This window comes from Natronobiforma cellulositropha, from assembly GCF_025629245.1.
Classification (GTDB): Archaea; Halobacteriota; Halobacteria; order Halobacteriales; family Natrialbaceae; genus Natronobiforma; species Natronobiforma cellulositropha.
In genome coordinates this window covers 122,798-139,039 of sequence record NZ_JANZXN010000015.1, presented here as the reverse complement: position 1 = coordinate 139,039, position 16,242 = coordinate 122,798, and the positions used below count along the sequence as shown (strand labels likewise).

Sequence of the window (16,242 nt, the reverse complement as noted above, 5' to 3'; positions counted from 1 at the left end):
GTCGAGCGCGTCAGCGAATCGAATCCGAAACACCGTGACGGCCGGCACCCACGGCAGCGGGTCAGAACAGTGCGTCGAGTTCGCCCTGGGTGTCGACCAGCGACTCGAAGCCGTCCTGGCTCGCCGCCCTGACCTCGGCGGCGGTGTCTCTGGCTTCGATGGCGACGCGCTGGAGCTGTTTGATCCGCGGGACGTTGGTCACCCCCGAGAGGAGGACCGTCACCCCGACCTCCTCGCGTTCGGGGAGCGGGAAGTCACCGCCGCGAACCTCCATGCTGCCGGTCTCCTCCTCGAGCCACTTCCGCCCGCGCTCGATTCCCTTCCGGTTCAAGTGTGCCGGTGGGCCCGAGGAGACGACGAGTGCGCGCTCTGCACTCTCGACCTCGCAGGGGAGGGTGAGTCGGCCGAGCGTGCCTTTCCGGACGAGACTGGTCATGCGCGTCGTCGCGGCAACCTCGTCGACGCCGGGGTCGCGGCCGGTGACTCGAGAGAGCAGTCCGGACTCGGTGTCGACGGTCTCACTCGCGTAGCCGACGGTCGAGACGCCGCCGCCGGCGAGCGTGTTGATGATCTCCGAGGAGTCGACGACGCTCTCTGCGACGTTCGCCCCGTCGGTCACCTCGCCTGCGGCGAACAGCGTACCGAAGCGGGTGACGATTTCGGCATTGATGCCGTCGTAGCCGCTCCGAACTGACTCACCGGAGGCGCGCCAGGCGTCGTTGTCGAAGACGAGGAGGTTGTCGACCTCGCGGACGAACGTCTGGAACGAGCGGGCGGCGTTGAGCGTGTAGATGCCACCCTCGTCGGTTCCCGGCAGGACGCCGAGACCGTACACCGGAACCGTATAGAGGTGTCTGAGGTGTTTCGCGAGCACCGGTGCGCCACCCGACCCCGTCCCGCCGCCCATGCCAGCGACGACGAGGAAGGCGTCGATTTCGTGGACGGGTATCTCGTCGATCGCTCGCTGGATCTCACCGACGTCGGCTTCGGCGATCTCCGCACCGAGTTCGTTGTCCGCGCCGACGCCGTGTCCTTTCACGCGGGACTGGCCGATCAGGATTTGCTGTTCGTCGGGTATCCACTCGAGACCGTGCAGATCCGTACTCGCGGAGTTCACCGCGATGGCTCCGGAGACGAAGTCGCTGCCGAGGCTGTGCTCGTAGGCGAGGAAGTCGTCGACGATCTTTCCACCTGCCTGTCCGAATCCGATGAGTGCGAGTTTCATGGGTAGCCTGTCGTGCGTCGCTGGGCGGTGTGGGCGTATCGGGGACCGTACGTCCGCGTACGGTCTGCCGTCTCCGACGCGTACCGCCGTTCGTCCGACTCGAGGACGGCGTGAGACTGGCGTTCACTCGAGCGACGAGGGTGCATCGACAGTCACGAGAACGTGTACGTTAGCCATTGTTATGGAGCGCGTACCGGTTCCCGACCGGTGTGGGTAGGCACGCACTACTCGAGCGAAACCGGGCGCGTTCGACACCGACCACCGCGGCCACCCACCGCCGCGTGCGGAGCGCTCGGTGACGCTGTTGTCGAGAGAGTAACTCCTTTACGGGGTGGCGGCCAACGTCAGATTCATGGACGAGAGCGCCCCGTCAGTGACGCGTCGCCGCCTCCTCGGTGGCGTCGCTGGCGTCGGTGCCGGGACCCTCGCTGGCTGTTCGGAGCGACTGTGGACCGTCGCGGAGCGCTCGCCACACGAGCAGGTGTCGTTGACGATCAAAGCGCTGCCGGCCGAGTACGACGTGATGGCAGCGACCATCGCTGGCCACCTCGAGACGACGCTCACGGCGGCGGGTATCGACGCGGGGTTCGAGCCGATCGAGGAGTCAGAACTGTACCGACAGACGCTCATCAACGCCGATTTCGACGTGTTCGTCGTCCGTCACCCTGGCTACGACGACCCCGATGCGCTCCGGGGATTGCTCCACTCGGCGTTCATCAACGAACGCGGCTGGCAGAACCCGTTTCGTTTCTCCGACGCGGAGGTCGACGAGTTACTCGAGAGACAGTGTGAGAGCGCTGGCGGCCGGCGGCGTACGGCGTTCGGGAACCTCTTTTCTGCGCTCGGTGGCGTCGCGCCGTTTACCACCGTCGCGTTTCCCGACCGCCTCGGGGCAGCGAACGAGGGGAGTGATCTCACGCGAACCCCCAGGTCTGCCCTCGAGTACTACGAACTGCTCGGCAGTCGGTGGAACACGAGCGCCGTCGAGAACGACGCGAACGGGGAGCCGAACGGGAGGACGTTGCGTGTCGTACTCGTCGACCAGACGGTCGGTGACCGGCTGAACCCGATCGCCGTCGACGTGCGAGACATCAGGTCGCTCGTCGGGTTGCTCTACGATCCGCTGGTGCGCCGCACTGAGACGGGAACGGTCCCGTGGCTCGCCGAACGCGTCGAGTGGGACGAGGGGGATACGCTCGCTGCGACGGTGACGCTTCGTGAGGGACTGACCTGGCACGACGGTCTCGCTCTCGAGGCGTCCGACGTCGTGTTCACCGTCGGGTTGCTCGCGGACACCGCACGTGGTCAGGCGGAGAACGAGATTCCAGCGCCGCGGTACAGAGAACGGATCACGACCGTCGACGACGTGGCTGTCCTCGACGACCGTCGGGTTCGGTTCACCTTCGACGAGTGTGCGAGACCGGCGGCAGAGCGGGTGCTGACGGTGCCGATTCTGCCGGAACACGTCTGGGCAGAGCGAGCGACCGTCATCGACTCACACGCGACCGAGGCCGTCCGCTGGGACAACGACGAACCGGTCGGCTCGGGACTCTACGCGTTCGCAGAGTCGGGGAGTGAGTACGTCAGACTCGAGCCGTACGACGACCACGTCCTCCACGACGTCGACATCGACGGCCACGACGGGGTGTTCGATGGGATCGAACTCGTCGAAGACATCGAGTTCAGGGTGACGCCGAACATCGGCTCGGCCATCGACGCGCTCGGCGATGGCGAGTTCGACTTCCTCGCCTCGTACCTCACCGCGAACCAACTCGAGAGCGTCGAGGAGGCCGACGGAACGACGGCGCTCCACTCGAGGTCGGACGCGTTCTACATGGTCGGATACAACCTCCGTCACCCGGAACTGACGCTGCCGCAGTTCCGGCGCGTCGTCTCACGGCTCATCGACCGGGAGTTCGTCGCCAGCGAGTTCTTCGACGGCTACGCACAGACGCCGACGACCGTCGGCGAACTCCTCGGCTTCCGGCCGGACTCGCCGTGGGACCTGCCGGCGGTCGCCGCCGGTTCGCTCCTCGAGTTCCCCGGCACTGACGGCGAAGTCGACGAGGCGGCCGCACACGCGCTGTTCGAAGAGGCGGGATACCACTACGACAACGGTGACCTGGTCGCCTGAAGCCGGGTGGGGAACCACACTCGATTAAGTGCTACCGAGACGAATATCGGGTAATGGCGCTCACAGGGCTCGTCACCGAACTCGCCCTCGTCGTCATCCCGATGGTGCTCGTGACGGCGCTCGTGCTCGTCGGCCCGCGACAGCTCTCGCGGGCGTTTAGCGACTTCCGGTGGCGTCTCGCCGCGATCTCGGTACCGCTGGTGATCCTCACGCTGGTGTTGTTCGTCCGGGTCAGCACGCGGGATTTCCTGCGAGAACTCTCCCAGCGCGTCGTCGGCACGCACTTTACCAGTTCGATCGTCGCACTCGAGGCGACCGTCTTCGAGACGAACCCCGTCGTCGTCGTCCAGTCGGTGCAGTCGGAGCCGCTCACCTCGTACTTCGCGTTCGTCTACGTCTACGGCTACGTCTTCTTGCTCGTCTTCCCACTCGTCGCCTACTTCGCGCTCTCGAAGATGGACGAGTTACAGACGCTCATCGTCGCCTACACGACGAACTACGCGATCGGACTGGCACTCTACACCGTCTTCATCGCCTACGGGCCGCGCAACCACGACCCCCAGCGTTTCGAGGCGATCCTCTACGATGCGTTCCCGCAGTTCGGCTACCTCACCCACGAGGTGAACGAGCCCACGAACGTCTTTCCGTCCCTCCACACCTCGCTGTCGATGACCGTCCTCTTTCTCGCCTGGCAGACGCGCTTCATCTACCCCCTCTGGGTCCCCATCTCGGCCGTGATCTCCCTCAGCGTCGTCGTCTCGACGATGTACCTCGGTATCCACTGGTTCAGCGACGTGGTCGTCGGCACCCTCCTCGCCGCGGTCTGCGTCTCGTTGGGGCGGGCCTACGTCCGCCGGAACGTCGACGACACCCTCAGGGGATTCCTCCGCCGGAACGTCGAACAGGTCCGCTCGAGTACCGACCGCTGACCCATCACACGTAGGGCGAGAGTATTCCCCGCGAAGCGACGTCCCTGTGAGTGTGCACCTCCACTGGCACCGGCGGGACCTCCGTGGCGAGGACAACCGAGGGCTCGCGAGCCACGCGAACGGCGAACACGAGGTGGTACCGGTCTTCGTCTTCGATCCGGTGGTCCTCGCCCACGGATCGCCGATCCGGGTCGCCTCCCTGCTCGAGGCGCTCGCCGGTCTCCGGGCGTTCTATCGCGACCGCGGAAGCGACCTCGTCGTCGGACGCGGTGACCCGGGAGACGTACTCCTCGACCTCGCCGAGGAGTACGGCGTCGAAAGTGTCGGCTGGAACGACGACTACTCGGGACTCGCCGGCGAACGCGACCGGGCGACCATCGCGGCGCTCGAGGACGCGGGCGTCGGCTGGGAGGCACACGAGGACAGACTCCTGTTCGAACCGGGATCGATCACGCCGAACTCGGGACGGCACTACTCGGTGTTCTCGTACTTCTGGAAGAAGTGGCGCGACCGGGAGAAAGACCCACCGCTCGACCCGGTTCCCGCAGGCGCCCTCGCAGAGGTGTCCGGTGACCCGCTCCCGACGCTCACAGACCTGGGCTTCGAAGCGCCGACGGCAGCGGTGCCGGACCTCTCACCCGAAGGCGCACGGGCGCGTCTCGAGGGGTTCTGTAGCGAGGACATCTACCGCTACGCGCTCGAGCGCGACTATCCGGCCGCCGACGCGACCTCACACCTCTCGGTGGACTTCAAGTGGGGGACGCTCGGGAGCAGACGGGTGTACCGGGAGACCGAGCGTGCACTCGAGCGCGCCGAGGGCGACGAGGAACGCGAGTCGGTCACGGCGTTCCAGCGCCAACTGGCCTGGCGGGAGTTCTACGCACACGTCCTCGCGTTCAACCCGGAGGTGGTCACCGAGGACTTCTCGGGGTTCGAGCGCGCCATCGACTGGCGCGAGGACCCGGACGAACTCGCGGCGTGGCAGGCGGGCGAGACGGGGTATCCGATCGTCGACGCCGGAATGCGTCAGCTCGCGACGGAGGGGTGGGTCCACAACCGCGTCCGGATGATCGTCGCCTCCTTTCTCACCAAAGACCTCCTGATCGACTGGCGCGAGGGTTACGACTGGTACCGCGAGCACCTCCTCGACCACGACACGGCGAACGACACCGGCGGCTGGCAGTGGGCCGCCTCCACCGGCACCGACGCCCAGCCGTACTTTCGGATCTTCAATCCGACGACGCAGGGCGAACGATACGACCCCGACGCCGAGTACATCCGCCGGTACGTCCCCGAACTCGAGGACGTCGACGCCGAGGCGATTCACGGCTGGCCGACGCTCTCGGACGAGGAGCGCGAGCGTCTCGCCCCCGCGTACCCGGCACCGATCGTCGACCACGCCGCGCGACGCGAGGCAGCCCTCGAGCTGTACGAGCGAGCACGGGGAGAGTGAGTGCGCAGAGAGCGTGCGCGGGGGTGTGAGGGGTGGCCAAGGAGGATGAGTGCGTGGAGCGCGAGAGCACGCGTGAGCGCCGCCAGTCCGCTACCCGTCCGGACAGACCGTCTGTCCACCCTCACTCGAGCGGTAGATGGCGTCGATCACCCGCTGGACGGCGAGGGCGTGTTCGACGCTGTCGTCGACGCCGCGGCCGGTGACGATGGCGTCGAAGAACGCCTGCTGTTCGTCCGTGTGGGTATCGTTCTGTCGCGTCTCGATGTCGGTGTCCTCGTGGTAGGCGGTTCCCGCAGCGCCGGTCGAGTGAAACGAGAGATCGTTCTCGAGGAGGTCGAAGCGGGCGGCCGCGTCGGTGCCGCGGACGACGAACTCGTGGTTCGCGGGCCGGTTCGTCGCCCAGGCGACCTCGAGTGAGATGGTCCGCTCGCCCTCACAGCGGATGAACGCGCTCGCGGAGTCGTCGACGTCGAACCCCGAGGAACCGGCGTCTTCTCCCCACATGTCGAGGTAGGCGTAGTCCTCCCGGGAGCCGAACTCCGATCTGACGATGCCGGTCACCTCCTCGATCGGTGGGTACTCGAGGAGGAACAACGAGAGGTCGATGGCGTGGACGCCGAGGTCGATGAGCGCACCGCCGCCGGCGATCGACTCGCGGGTGAACCACGAGCCACGGCCGGGGACGCCCCGCCGCCGGACGTAGTTCGCCTCGATGTGGGTGACCTCGCCGAGGTCGTCCCGGTCGATCCGGTTTTTCACGATGGAGACGGCGTTCGAGAACCGGTTGTTGAAGCCGATCATACAGTGTGCGTCGGCGACGGCCGCCGCCTCGGCGATGCGTTCTGCGCTCTCCAGGCGGTGTGCCAGCGGCTTCTCGAGCAGGACGTGGAGACCACGCTCGAGGGCGGCGACGGTGTACGGCTCGTGGAACTTGTTGGGCGTCGTGACGATGACGGCGTCGACCTCGTCGTAGAGGCCTTGATAGTCGTCGTACACAGGAACGCCGTAGCGCCTGGCGAAGTGTTGCCGTGCCTCGGCGGAAACGTCCATCCCTCCGGCCAGCGTCCCGCCGTGTTCGACGAGCCGTTCGGCGTGGAAGTGGCCGATGTTTCCGAGACCGACGATGCCAGTTCGGACGTCGGCGGGTGTCTCTATCGTCGACATAGTGTAGTGGGTGGCTGCACGGCGGTGCGTCCAGTGGATGGAACGGCTACCTCCTTAGTATAGCCAGCCTACGCACGCACCGATCAGTAAAGCTGTCGTTCTTCTTCCTCCCGTCTGTCCTCTCGCTCGCGTTTCTCCTCGATGGCGGCCCGCCCACGCCGGTAGCGTCTGATGCCGGGGACGATCTTGTTCTTCAGATCGAGCGCGAACGACACGATGCCGTAGATCCAGAAGAAAAAGAGGACGAACACGCCGACCAGGTAGAAGAGCACAACCCACTCGAGCATGGTCAGCGCTCCGTGTCAGTGCCCGACCCGGTGGCACGGGTTTCAGTTCCCGCCGTCCCCGCACCGGTGTCGGCACCTGCGGTGGGACCGGGGAGGTCGTCGATACCGTGGACGAGCGCTTCGCCCGTGTCGGTGTCGAAGAGGTGGACCTTCGAGCGGTCGAGGACGACGTTCGTCCGTTCGTCTTCGTGAATCTCCGTGTCGGGGCTGACGCTCATCAGCAACTGATTCGGCGTCGCGAGGGCGTCTTCCATCGACCGTTCGGCCGACTCGTCGAGCAGGAGGTAGACGAAGATTTCGTCGCCCATCGGCTCGAGCACGTCGGTGACCGCGTCGATGGGGTCGGTCGTCGTCTCGAGATTGCCCGCGCGGTGCTCGAGGAAGACGTCCTCGGGCCTGATGCCGAGAGTCAGTCGGTCGCCGACGGTCGCGTTCGGAACCTGTGAGGGGTCGAACTCGACTGAGAAGTTCGGCGTCTCCAGCCCGTCACGGGTGAGGTCTCCCTCGACGAAGTTCATCGACGGCGACCCGATGAAGCCGGCGACGAAGAGGTTCGCCGGTTCGTTGTAGCAGATCAGCGGCGGGTCGATCTGTTGGAGACGGCCTGCGTTGATGACGGCGATGCGATCGGACATCGTCATCGCTTCGGCCTGGTCGTGAGTGACGTAGATGATCGTCGTGTCGAGTTCTTTGTGCAGGCGCTGGAGTTCGGTGCGCATGTGGACGCGCAGTTTCGCGTCCAGGTTCGCGAGCGGTTCGTCCATCAGGAACACGTCCGGGTTGCGGACGATGGCGCGGGCGATGGCGACGCGCTGGCGCTGGCCGCCGGACATCTCGTCGGGCATCCGCTCTAACATGCCCTCGAGCTGGACGATGTCGGCGGCGTGTTCGACCCGCCGGTCGATCTCGTCGGTGTCGAACTTCCGGAGGCGGAGACCGAACGAGATGTTCTCCCAGACGTTCATGTGGGGAAAGAGCGCGATGTTCTGAAAGACCATCGCGACGCCGCGGTCTTTCGGCGGCAGTTTCGTCACGTCGGCGTCGCCGATGAAGACCGTGCCCTCGGTGGGCGTGGTGAGACCGGCGACGATCTCCATCGTCGTCGACTTCCCACAGCCGGAGGGACCGACGAGACAGACGAACTCGCCGTCTCTGATCTCGACGTTCATGTCGTCGACTGCGGTGACGTCTTCGTAGCGTTTCGTGATGTGTTCGAGGGTAACTCGTGCCATTGGTTTGTTACTCTTTGAGTGCGCCAGCGGTCAGTCCGCTCACGATGCGTTCCTGGGCGACGACGACGAGGATGACGACGGGGAGCACCCCGACGATACTCGCCGCGGCCATGAGGTTGAACTCCGTCGAGTACAGCGACTGGTACTGCAACAGGCCGCCGACCAGCGGCGACCACTGCTGGGGCTCGTTGCCGAGCGCCATGATCGAACTGAAGAAGTACTCGTTGTAGACGGCGATGAACGTCAACACCGCGGCCGTCGCCACGCCGGGCGCCGACAGCGGCATGATGACTCTGAACAGTGCGCCGAGACGGGTGGTACCCTCGACTCGAGCGGCGTCCTCTAAGCCGTCCGGGATCTGTGCGTAGAAGGTGGTGAGGATGAAAATCGACAGCGGGAGGAAGAGCGCGCTGAACGGGAGGACCATCGAGCCAGGGGTGTTGACCAGCCGCGGCGGTTCGAACAGCGGAATCCCGAGGAAGGGAATCACGATCACGTTGCCAGTGAACGCCTCGAACAGCGGGATGAGAAACGCCGCTGGCGGGAAGTACGAGACCATCAGGATGGCGAGCATCAGCGGGCCCCGGCCGGGGAAGCTGAGCCGGCCGAAGACGTAGCCCGCGAGGCTCGCGATGACGATGACGATGATCGTCGTCGCCGTCGCGAGGACGAAGCTGTTGAACACGTAGAGGTGGAACGGAATCTGCTGGAACACCTCGACGAACGCCTCGGGGTTGAACCCCTGTGGGCGCAGGAACGGCAGATCCCAGTCACCGGCGAGGATGAGGCTGTTCGGCGTCAGCGCGAGTACCAGCAGCCAGTAGAACGGAAACAGCGTCGTCACGAGGAAGAAGAGCGTGATGACGTAGAACAACGCCCGGTACAACAGTTTTCGCCGGTCGGGGTCCGAAATCACACCCTGGGTCCAGCGCGCGAGCGGTCCTTCACGCTCCGTCTCGTCCGTCCGTGGCTGGGTCTCCGTCGGCGTCTCTGCGGCCATCTAGATCCCCTCCTTGTACTGCTGGTAGATGACGCCGAGGACGGCGATCCCGATGATGATGGCCGTGACGAACGCGATAGCCGACGCCAGTCCGCGCTGGCTGCCGAACGTCGCGACGACCATACACGAGAGCGAGGGGACGACGGTACAGCTCGAGACCGAGTCGATCAGTCCGTAGACGCGCATGGCGTCGATCGTCCGGAAGAGGATGGCGACGCCGAGCGTCGGGAGGATGAGCGGGAAGGTGATCAGCTTGAACTGCTGCCAGCGCGAGGCGCCCGCGACCCGGGCGACGTCGTAGAGGCTGCGGTCGATGCTCTGGAGACCCGCGAGGATGAGCAGCGCCATGAACGCGGAGGTCTTCCAGATGTCGGCGACGGTGACGATCAACAGCGAACTGAACGGATCGTTGAGCGTGTTCGTCTCGGCGACGATGCCCCACGCGCCGAGGTACTCGGTCGCGAAGCCGGTACTCGGGTGGAACATCAGGTAGAAGATCATCCCCTGGATGACGATGGGAATCGCCCACGGGATGATGATGGCGACGCGGACCCAGCTCCGGCCCCGGAACTCCTGGTCTAAGACGAGTGCCTGGCCGAAGCCGATGATCGTCTCGAAGAAGACGCTCACGAGCGTGAATATGAGCGTCACCGCGAGGGCGCTCCGTAACAGCCCCTCGACGTGGATGAACGGGAACGTACTGCTGAGCGTTACGTCACCCCAGAGGAACGCCGACGTCCCGGGGAGCCAGGGGTCGGACGCGCCGGTGAACAGGCTGACGTAGTGGTCGAGACCGACGAACTCGGGCTCACCAACACCGATGATGTTGGTGTACAGTGAGAGCTCGAGCGTCCGCAAGAGCGGATAGAGCGCGATCGCCCCGAGGAGGACGAACACCGGCGTCAGCAGGAGGTACGCGAAGCCGGTCTCCCCGAGGTTCTCCATCCAGCGAGTGATCGCCACGAGCGGTCCCGAACGGCGGGTCTCACGCGTGGGCCCGCTCTCGTCTGTCTCTGCGGCCATCGATCAGGTCTCCGTTTGCTCGAGCCCGGACTGGAGGTCTGCGGCGGCCTCCTCGGGGGATTTCGTCCCTGCCACGGCGCTGTTTGCCTCCTGGGCGATCAGTTCGGCCTGGGTCGGCCACACCTCGGTCACCGGCCGGGCGACGGCGTTCTCACCGGCGACCCGGAGGGTATCCATGTACTCGCCGATGGGCTCGAGTTGTTCGGCTTCCTCCGACTCGAAGAGTTCGGGCTTCGGTGGGAGCCAGCCCCACAGTTCCAGCAGGCCGAGGTTGAACTCGTCGACCATCGAGGTCTGGATGACTTCGAGGGCGTCCTCCTGGCGTTCGGAGTTCGGGTTCAGGACGATGTGCCAGCCACCGAGTGCGGAGGCGGTGCCGCCCATACCCTCCTGGGCGGCGTCTTCCTCGGAGACGGCGTACGGAATCGGCATCGTCCCGTAGTTGTCGGTGCCGAACTCCTCGCCGAGAGCGGCGATGGCGTACGGCCAGTTGCGGTGCATCGCGGCGCTGCCGTTTTCCATCTGCGGGAACGACTCGTCTTCCGACCACTCGGTGATGTCCGTCGGTGCGAGGTCGCCCTCGAACTCATCGAGCGCGTTCGGGTCGTCGCCGTCGACGAACGTCCGCATCATCGCGAGCGCGTCGACGAACTCGGACTCGTCAACGGTGACCTCACGGTCGCCGACGGGACCGAACAGGTCGGGTTCGCCGCCGAAGTAGCCGCCACCCCAGGAGGTGAGCACCTCGTTGAACGAACAACAGGAGGTCCCCTCGTAGATGGCGAACTGCGTCGAGAGACCGAAACTCGCGTCGGAGGTCTCGACCATCTCGGCGGTAATCTGCGACCACTCCTCCCAGGTCATCGGCTCGGTCGCCCACTCCTCGAAGTCGTCGTCGTCGTAGCCCGCCTCGCGTGCGTAGTCCTTGCGGTACTGCATCGTCCCGAAGTCAGGGAACAGTGGCACGCCGTAGATGTCGTCGGTCTCGGGGTCTCTGGCCGTGTCGGTGAACGCCTCGAAGTACTCGGTATCGAGGCGCTCGATATCCTCGTCGTCGAGGACGTCGCTCATGTTCGCGATCAGCCCCTGCTGGATGAAGATGTTCACCCAGCCGTTGTCCATCAGCATGATGTCGGGTTCGGTCTCTCCGGTATCGAGCAGCGTCTCGTAGTTGTCCCGGCGTTCACCGGTGTCAGAGGCCCCGGGCTGTAACTCGAGTTCGACCTCCTCGCTGAGACCGTTCTCGTAGTAGAGGTCGATAATCTCGTCGCCGACTTCCTGTGCGGAGTCGGGGTCGAACCCGAAGACGACGGCGTCTTCACCGGGACCGCCGTTCCCGTAGATACACCCGGCCATGCTCACGGCCGCACCGGAAGCGCCGGCGGCCTTCACGAAGGTCCGTCTGGAGACACCCCTGCCACTTGCACCGTGTGAATCCTTCTCAGGCATACCAGTGTACTCCGGTGTACAGGCGTTTATATTTGATTCGAGCGATACAACAGGTGTCGAAAAGGAGAAAGTCGGAGACTGCGTACACTCACAGAAAGATAATCTTACCACGATCGATTTACTTATGTAGTAGTAATCTATCGGCCGAGCGTGTACACCATCGTCACACCGCCTGTATGCGGTTTGTCTCTGCATACCTCCACTGCCTGTCGGTAATGGGACCGAACGGTGGGACCTGAGCTTGCCGTTGCTGGCTCTCACACGGTCGGTGGCCGCCGGCCGCCACGCAGCCGTCTCCCGTCGCACCGTCGGTGAACGAACCGTGGCGCGCGCTGACAACGGTCGCTACGCTCAAGCCGTCGGCTCCAGAACTGGGTCCATGGCCACTCTCGTAGAGCGAGTCCGCGAGCCAGCGTTCACCGGCGAGAACCGCTGCTGGCCGTGTACGGTCGTCAACGTCGTCCTCCTCTGGATGGGCGTCACGGTCGTCGTCTTCCTCGGCCAGCCGGCACTCGCTGGCGTGTTGTTCCTCGTCGGCGTCTGTGTGATCGCCCTGCGCGGCTACCTCGTGCCGTACACGCCTCGCTTCGCTCCGCAACTGGTCTCAGTGCTCCCCGGCGATCCGTTCGACCACGAGCGAGCGCCCGGATCACTGGCCGACACCGGCGACGCCTCGCCCGACACGGCCGGTGAAACGGGCCAGGAGGCGGACGCACCGAGCGGTGACGCCGTCCTCGAGACGCTCCTCGAGACCGGCGTCCTCGTCGCCGACGGTGACACGCTCGACCTCGACCCGACGTTTCGAACGCGCTGGCGCGAGGAGACGACCCGCTTGCGCGAGCGTGAGCTAGCCGACCTCGCGCGCGCCGCCGACGACCTGACGCCGGACACGCTCGAGGCGTATCCGAAGACGCGCTGGGGGCGGTCCTACGTCGTTCTCGACCCCGTTGCGGGTCCGATCGTGTTACTGCCCCACGCCATCGCCGTCGCCGAACTCGCCGCGATGCGGGCGCTCGAGGAGACGGTCACCGACGAGCGGATTCGGCTGGCCGCGGGGCGACCGCTCCGGAGTTTGCTCGAGCACTGCCCGCTCTGTGATGCGGAACTGGTTGTCTCGGCGTCGACCTGCTGTGGAGAGGTGACGCCGGTCGGAAAGACGCCCGCGGAGAAACTCGTCTGTCAGTCGTGTTCGGTTCGGCTGTTCACATTCCGGTGACCGCACACAGCGACGGACGGCGGCCGACCGACGCTCACTCCTCGTAGGCCGGTGGCCGGTGGCGGCCGACGCGGATCTCGTAGGCTTCGATCTCCTCGAGTGCGGCGACCCGGCCGCCGACGGTGACGATTCCGTCGTCGGTCTCGAGCGAGAGGGCGGCGACCTCTTCGGTCATCTCGAAGGAGACGTCGGTGACTTTCCCGCGGACGACTCTCGAGCGGCCGGATTCGACGTCGCGGCCGTCGATCGTCGCGTAGAACTCGCCGCCGGCGTCGATCAGTTCTTTGACGCAGCGGCGGATGGAGGCGTAGCGGCGCGGGAACGGTCGGCTCTCCGTGTCCTCGCCGAGGGTGGTCTCCGCGGTCGTCCAGAGGACGGTCCCGAAGAATCCGGAGATCAGAAAGCCGAGTGCAGACCGGTTGAAGATGACGCCGTAGCGGTCCTGGTCGTCGCGTAAGGCGTCCTGGGTGGCGTAGATCGAGTAGGTGCCGTCGGCGACGGCGATCACCGGCGTCGTAATCCCCCGGCGCGCCCGTGCGGCCGTCGCGACCTCCGTGTACGCGTACTCCTCCGGTGAGGGCGCGTCCGCGGCGGGCGTGATGAGCAGGTCCGTACTGACACCGCTCGCGCGTGCACGCATCAGGTCGTCCTCGAAGCGCTCGAGCAGGTCCGGCGTCAACGACAACGCGAGTTCGTACTCGGCGGCGTCGATCACCTCCTCGATGTACCGGAGGATCGTCGAGCGGGATTTCACGAGCGAGACCGCCTCGGTGTCGCGCGCCGGAGCAGTGAACCGCGCCTCGAGTTCGTCGATCATCTCCTCGAGTGCGGCGTGGACGTCGTCGAAGGCGTCGGTCGGGTCGATGGCGACGACCTGCATCGGCCTGGATTCACGGAGTTCGACGAGTCCGCGGTCGCTCAGGCTCCGGACCGTGTCGTAGACTCGTGGCTGGGGGATACTCGTACTGTCTGCGATCTCACTCGCCGTCAGCGTGCCGTGTTCTAAGACGGCCAGGTACGCGTCAATCTCGTACTCGCCGAGGTTGAAGCGGTCGCCGACACGTTCGACGGTCGAGCGGAGTTCGTCTCTCGCCATAGCCGAGTCGACGGGAGCCGTCGATAAACGTATTATTGTGTTCCGAGTAACACTTTGTTTCGAAATCGAGTAGTGTTCGACGACGTCGGTCCCGTCGGACAGAATGCTTAACCGTCGAGCGCATGAGAATCAGCGCATGGAGGAGGACGTACTGGGTGACACCGGGAACCTGACCGGCAGACTCGAGGAGACCGTCGGCATCGGTCTCCCGGAGGGGGTGGGGTCGCTGGTGCTCGCCCTCGTCGTCCTCGCTATCGGGTGGTACCTCTCGAAACTCGTGGTTCGACTCACTGCGCGGACGGTCGCCCAGCGGGTCGAGCGGCCGAGCGTCACGCGGACGATTCTGCGTGGCATCCGGGCGATCATCCTCGGCGTTACGCTCCTGGTCGTCGCGACGATACTCTTCGACGGGTTCGAACTCCTGTTGTCGGTGACGGTCTTCTCGGCCGTCGTCGGTGTGATCCTCGCACCCCTGGTCGGGAGTTTCGTCAACGGCCTGTTCGTCCTCGCCGACCGCCCCTACGAAATCGGTGACATGATCGAACTCCCGGACGCGGGCCACCGTGGCTTCGTCGAGGACATCACGATCCGGTATACGAAGATTTTCACCCTCGAGAATACGTTCATCGTCATCCCGAACTCGGAGATCAGAGAGCGCGACGTCATCAACTACTCGGCGGAGGACGAGCGGACGCGAGTCCCCATCCAGTTCGAGGTCACCTACGAGAGCGACATCGACCAGGCACGTCGTCTCGCCGTCCGGGCCGCGAGCGCCGCCGACGACGTCATCACCGGCGGTCCGGACATCCGCATCGGCAGTGCACGCTACTCGGCAGCACCGACCTGTGACATCGACGAGTACGGCGACAGCGGCGTCCTCCTCACGCTGCGTTTCTGGGTGAAACACCCCTACCGCCTGCTCGGCGCACGGTCTGCAGTACAGGAAGAACTGTGGACGCGACTCGCGGACGCTGACGTCGAATTCGCTTACCCCCACACGCACCACGTGTTCGACGGGACGAGCGGCACGGCACGCGTGCGCGTCGACTCGAGCGACGAGTGAGGACGCACCAACGTGTGTTCAGATCGAGGTCCCCTCGACGGTGATCACTTCACAGTCGAGGTGGTTCCGGAGGTAGCGGTCGATGTTCGGGTTGTCGGTGAACCGCCGGAAGATTCGCCGCCAGCGACTCGCCTGTTTGTGGCCGATGACGACGATGTCCGCCTCCTCGGCGGCCACTTCGTCCAGAATACTCTCCTCGACTAAAAATCCGGTCCGGACGACGTAACGAACGTTCTCGACTCTCCCGAACCGTCGCTCGACCGCCCGTTTGAGGTCGGTCCGCGTCACCTTCCGCCCGTCCTGATAGAGGTTCACGTGTAAGACCGTCAGGGCGGCATCGTGTTCGCGAGAGACCTCGAGCGCACGCCCTAAGGTCCGTCGCGAGTGTTCCGTCAGCGGGTAGCGTACGGGGACCACGACCAGCGTCATCACGCAAGCGAACGCGGCGGGTGCGGGTAAACCTTTCAGTTTCTGCGGTGATTCGGCCGGCGAACGCTCGAGCGAGATGGCTCGTCGAGACCTGCGCTCTCCGCTCGCGCCAGGTGGAACGAGAAGATACGCATTTACGGCGAGAACGAGTACGGACGCCCATGAACGCGAAGTCGACCGAGGACGGCACGGAGGTCTACGTCTCTCGATCGGAGGGCGACCGTGGCTCGAAGGGACCGTTTCTCGCGGCGTACGCCTCCCCCGAGCGGACGGACCGCTACGGCTGGTTCTGTACGAACTGCGAGAGCTTCGACAACGCGATGGACGCGATGGGGCGCATTCAGTGCAACCGGTGTGGGAACTTCCGGAAGGCCACCGAGTGGGACGCAGCCCACGAGTGAGTCGAAAATCACCACTCGAGAACCAATCCAGGGTGTTTGTGTCCGTCCACCACCCCGAACTCGGATAGGGCATACAGACGACTACCATACTGCGGAACCGGTGGCCGAACGTCTGGTAAGCAGCGGCAGAACTGTGTGGGA

Annotated in this window: 16 protein-coding genes; 6 read left to right on the top strand and 10 right to left on the bottom strand. The window is 65.2% G+C overall.

All coding sequences use genetic code 11. The annotated features are described in order from the left end of the window. Positions 1-61 precede the first annotated feature (61 nt). Positions 62-1,225, bottom strand: coding sequence for a tubulin/FtsZ family protein (locus N0B15_RS06365; RefSeq protein ID WP_263018739.1), 1,164 nt, complete (start codon positions 1,223-1,225; stop codon positions 62-64). Further along, positions 1,222-1,371 (bottom strand): hypothetical protein, encoded by a 150-nt coding sequence (locus tag N0B15_RS06360; RefSeq protein ID WP_263018738.1) that lies wholly within the window; start codon positions 1,369-1,371, stop codon positions 1,222-1,224. Before N0B15_RS06360 ends, N0B15_RS06365 begins: the two co-directional genes overlap by 4 nt. Positions 1,372-1,577: 206 nt before the next feature. On the opposite strand from N0B15_RS06360, the gene N0B15_RS06355 reads away from it, so the two are divergent. The 3 genes from N0B15_RS06355 to N0B15_RS06345 are packed head-to-tail and all read left to right on the top strand — an operon-like array spanning position 1,578 to position 5,741. After that, positions 1,578-3,359: an ABC transporter substrate-binding protein gene (locus N0B15_RS06355; protein ID WP_263018737.1), complete on the top strand. Its 1,782-nt coding sequence runs from the start codon at positions 1,578-1,580 to the stop codon at positions 3,357-3,359. Between the two features lie 53 nt (positions 3,360-3,412). Further along, positions 3,413-4,288 (top strand): phosphatase PAP2 family protein, encoded by an 876-nt coding sequence (locus N0B15_RS06350; RefSeq protein WP_263018736.1) that lies wholly within the window; start codon positions 3,413-3,415, stop codon positions 4,286-4,288. Between the two features lie 52 nt (positions 4,289-4,340). Beyond that, complete coding sequence (locus tag N0B15_RS06345) at positions 4,341-5,741, top strand: cryptochrome/photolyase family protein (RefSeq protein ID WP_263018735.1); 1,401 nt, start codon at positions 4,341-4,343, stop codon at positions 5,739-5,741. A gap of 90 nt (positions 5,742-5,831) precedes the next feature. Here the strand turns inward: N0B15_RS06345 and N0B15_RS06340 are convergent, their stop codons facing one another. From N0B15_RS06340 to N0B15_RS06315, 6 genes are all read right to left on the bottom strand, one after another. Beyond that, positions 5,832-6,905: a Gfo/Idh/MocA family protein gene (locus N0B15_RS06340; protein ID WP_263018733.1), complete on the bottom strand. Its 1,074-nt coding sequence runs from the start codon at positions 6,903-6,905 to the stop codon at positions 5,832-5,834. Positions 6,906-6,988: 83 nt separating this feature from the next. Further along, on the bottom strand, positions 6,989-7,192 hold the full coding sequence (locus N0B15_RS06335; protein ID WP_263018732.1) for a DUF8005 family protein: 204 nt from the start codon (positions 7,190-7,192) through the stop codon (positions 6,989-6,991). A gap of 2 nt (positions 7,193-7,194) precedes the next feature. Then, complete coding sequence (locus N0B15_RS06330) at positions 7,195-8,424, bottom strand: ABC transporter ATP-binding protein (protein WP_263018731.1); 1,230 nt, start codon at positions 8,422-8,424, stop codon at positions 7,195-7,197. Positions 8,425-8,431: 7 nt separating this feature from the next. Then, positions 8,432-9,424 carry a carbohydrate ABC transporter permease gene (locus tag N0B15_RS06325; RefSeq protein ID WP_263018730.1) on the bottom strand — a complete coding sequence of 331 codons (993 nt, stop codon included), beginning with the start codon at positions 9,422-9,424 and terminating at the stop codon, positions 8,432-8,434. After that, a complete protein-coding gene (locus tag N0B15_RS06320) occupies positions 9,425-10,447 on the bottom strand; it encodes a carbohydrate ABC transporter permease (protein ID WP_263018729.1) in 1,023 nt (340 codons plus the stop codon). A 3-nt stretch (positions 10,448-10,450) separates the two neighbouring features. After that, entirely contained in the window at positions 10,451-11,896 is a 1,446-nt protein-coding gene (locus tag N0B15_RS06315) for an extracellular solute-binding protein (RefSeq protein WP_263018728.1), read from the bottom strand. Positions 11,897-12,275: 379 nt separating this feature from the next. Between N0B15_RS06315 and N0B15_RS06310 the strand changes: the two genes are divergently transcribed. Next, complete coding sequence (locus N0B15_RS06310; RefSeq protein ID WP_263018727.1) at positions 12,276-13,112, top strand: DUF8054 domain-containing protein; 837 nt, start codon at positions 12,276-12,278, stop codon at positions 13,110-13,112. A 34-nt stretch (positions 13,113-13,146) separates the two neighbouring features. On the opposite strand, the gene trmB is transcribed toward N0B15_RS06310, so the two are convergent. After that, the gene (gene trmB, locus N0B15_RS06305) at positions 13,147-14,208 is read right to left on the bottom strand and encodes an HTH-type sugar sensing transcriptional regulator TrmB (protein ID WP_263018725.1); all 1,062 of its coding nucleotides are present in this window, start codon (positions 14,206-14,208) and stop codon (positions 13,147-13,149) included. Between the two features lie 136 nt (positions 14,209-14,344). On the opposite strand from trmB, the gene N0B15_RS06300 reads away from it, so the two are divergent. Continuing rightward, complete coding sequence (locus N0B15_RS06300) at positions 14,345-15,271, top strand: mechanosensitive ion channel family protein (RefSeq protein ID WP_263018723.1); 927 nt, start codon at positions 14,345-14,347, stop codon at positions 15,269-15,271. Positions 15,272-15,289: 18 nt separating this feature from the next. Here the strand turns inward: N0B15_RS06300 and N0B15_RS06295 are convergent, their stop codons facing one another. After that, positions 15,290-15,700, bottom strand: coding sequence for a universal stress protein (locus N0B15_RS06295; RefSeq protein ID WP_263018722.1), 411 nt, complete (start codon positions 15,698-15,700; stop codon positions 15,290-15,292). Positions 15,701-15,861: 161 nt separating this feature from the next. Between N0B15_RS06295 and N0B15_RS06290 the strand changes: the two genes are divergently transcribed. Next, positions 15,862-16,101: a DUF5816 domain-containing protein gene (locus tag N0B15_RS06290; protein ID WP_263018720.1), complete on the top strand. Its 240-nt coding sequence runs from the start codon at positions 15,862-15,864 to the stop codon at positions 16,099-16,101. Positions 16,102-16,242: the final 141 nt, after the last annotated feature.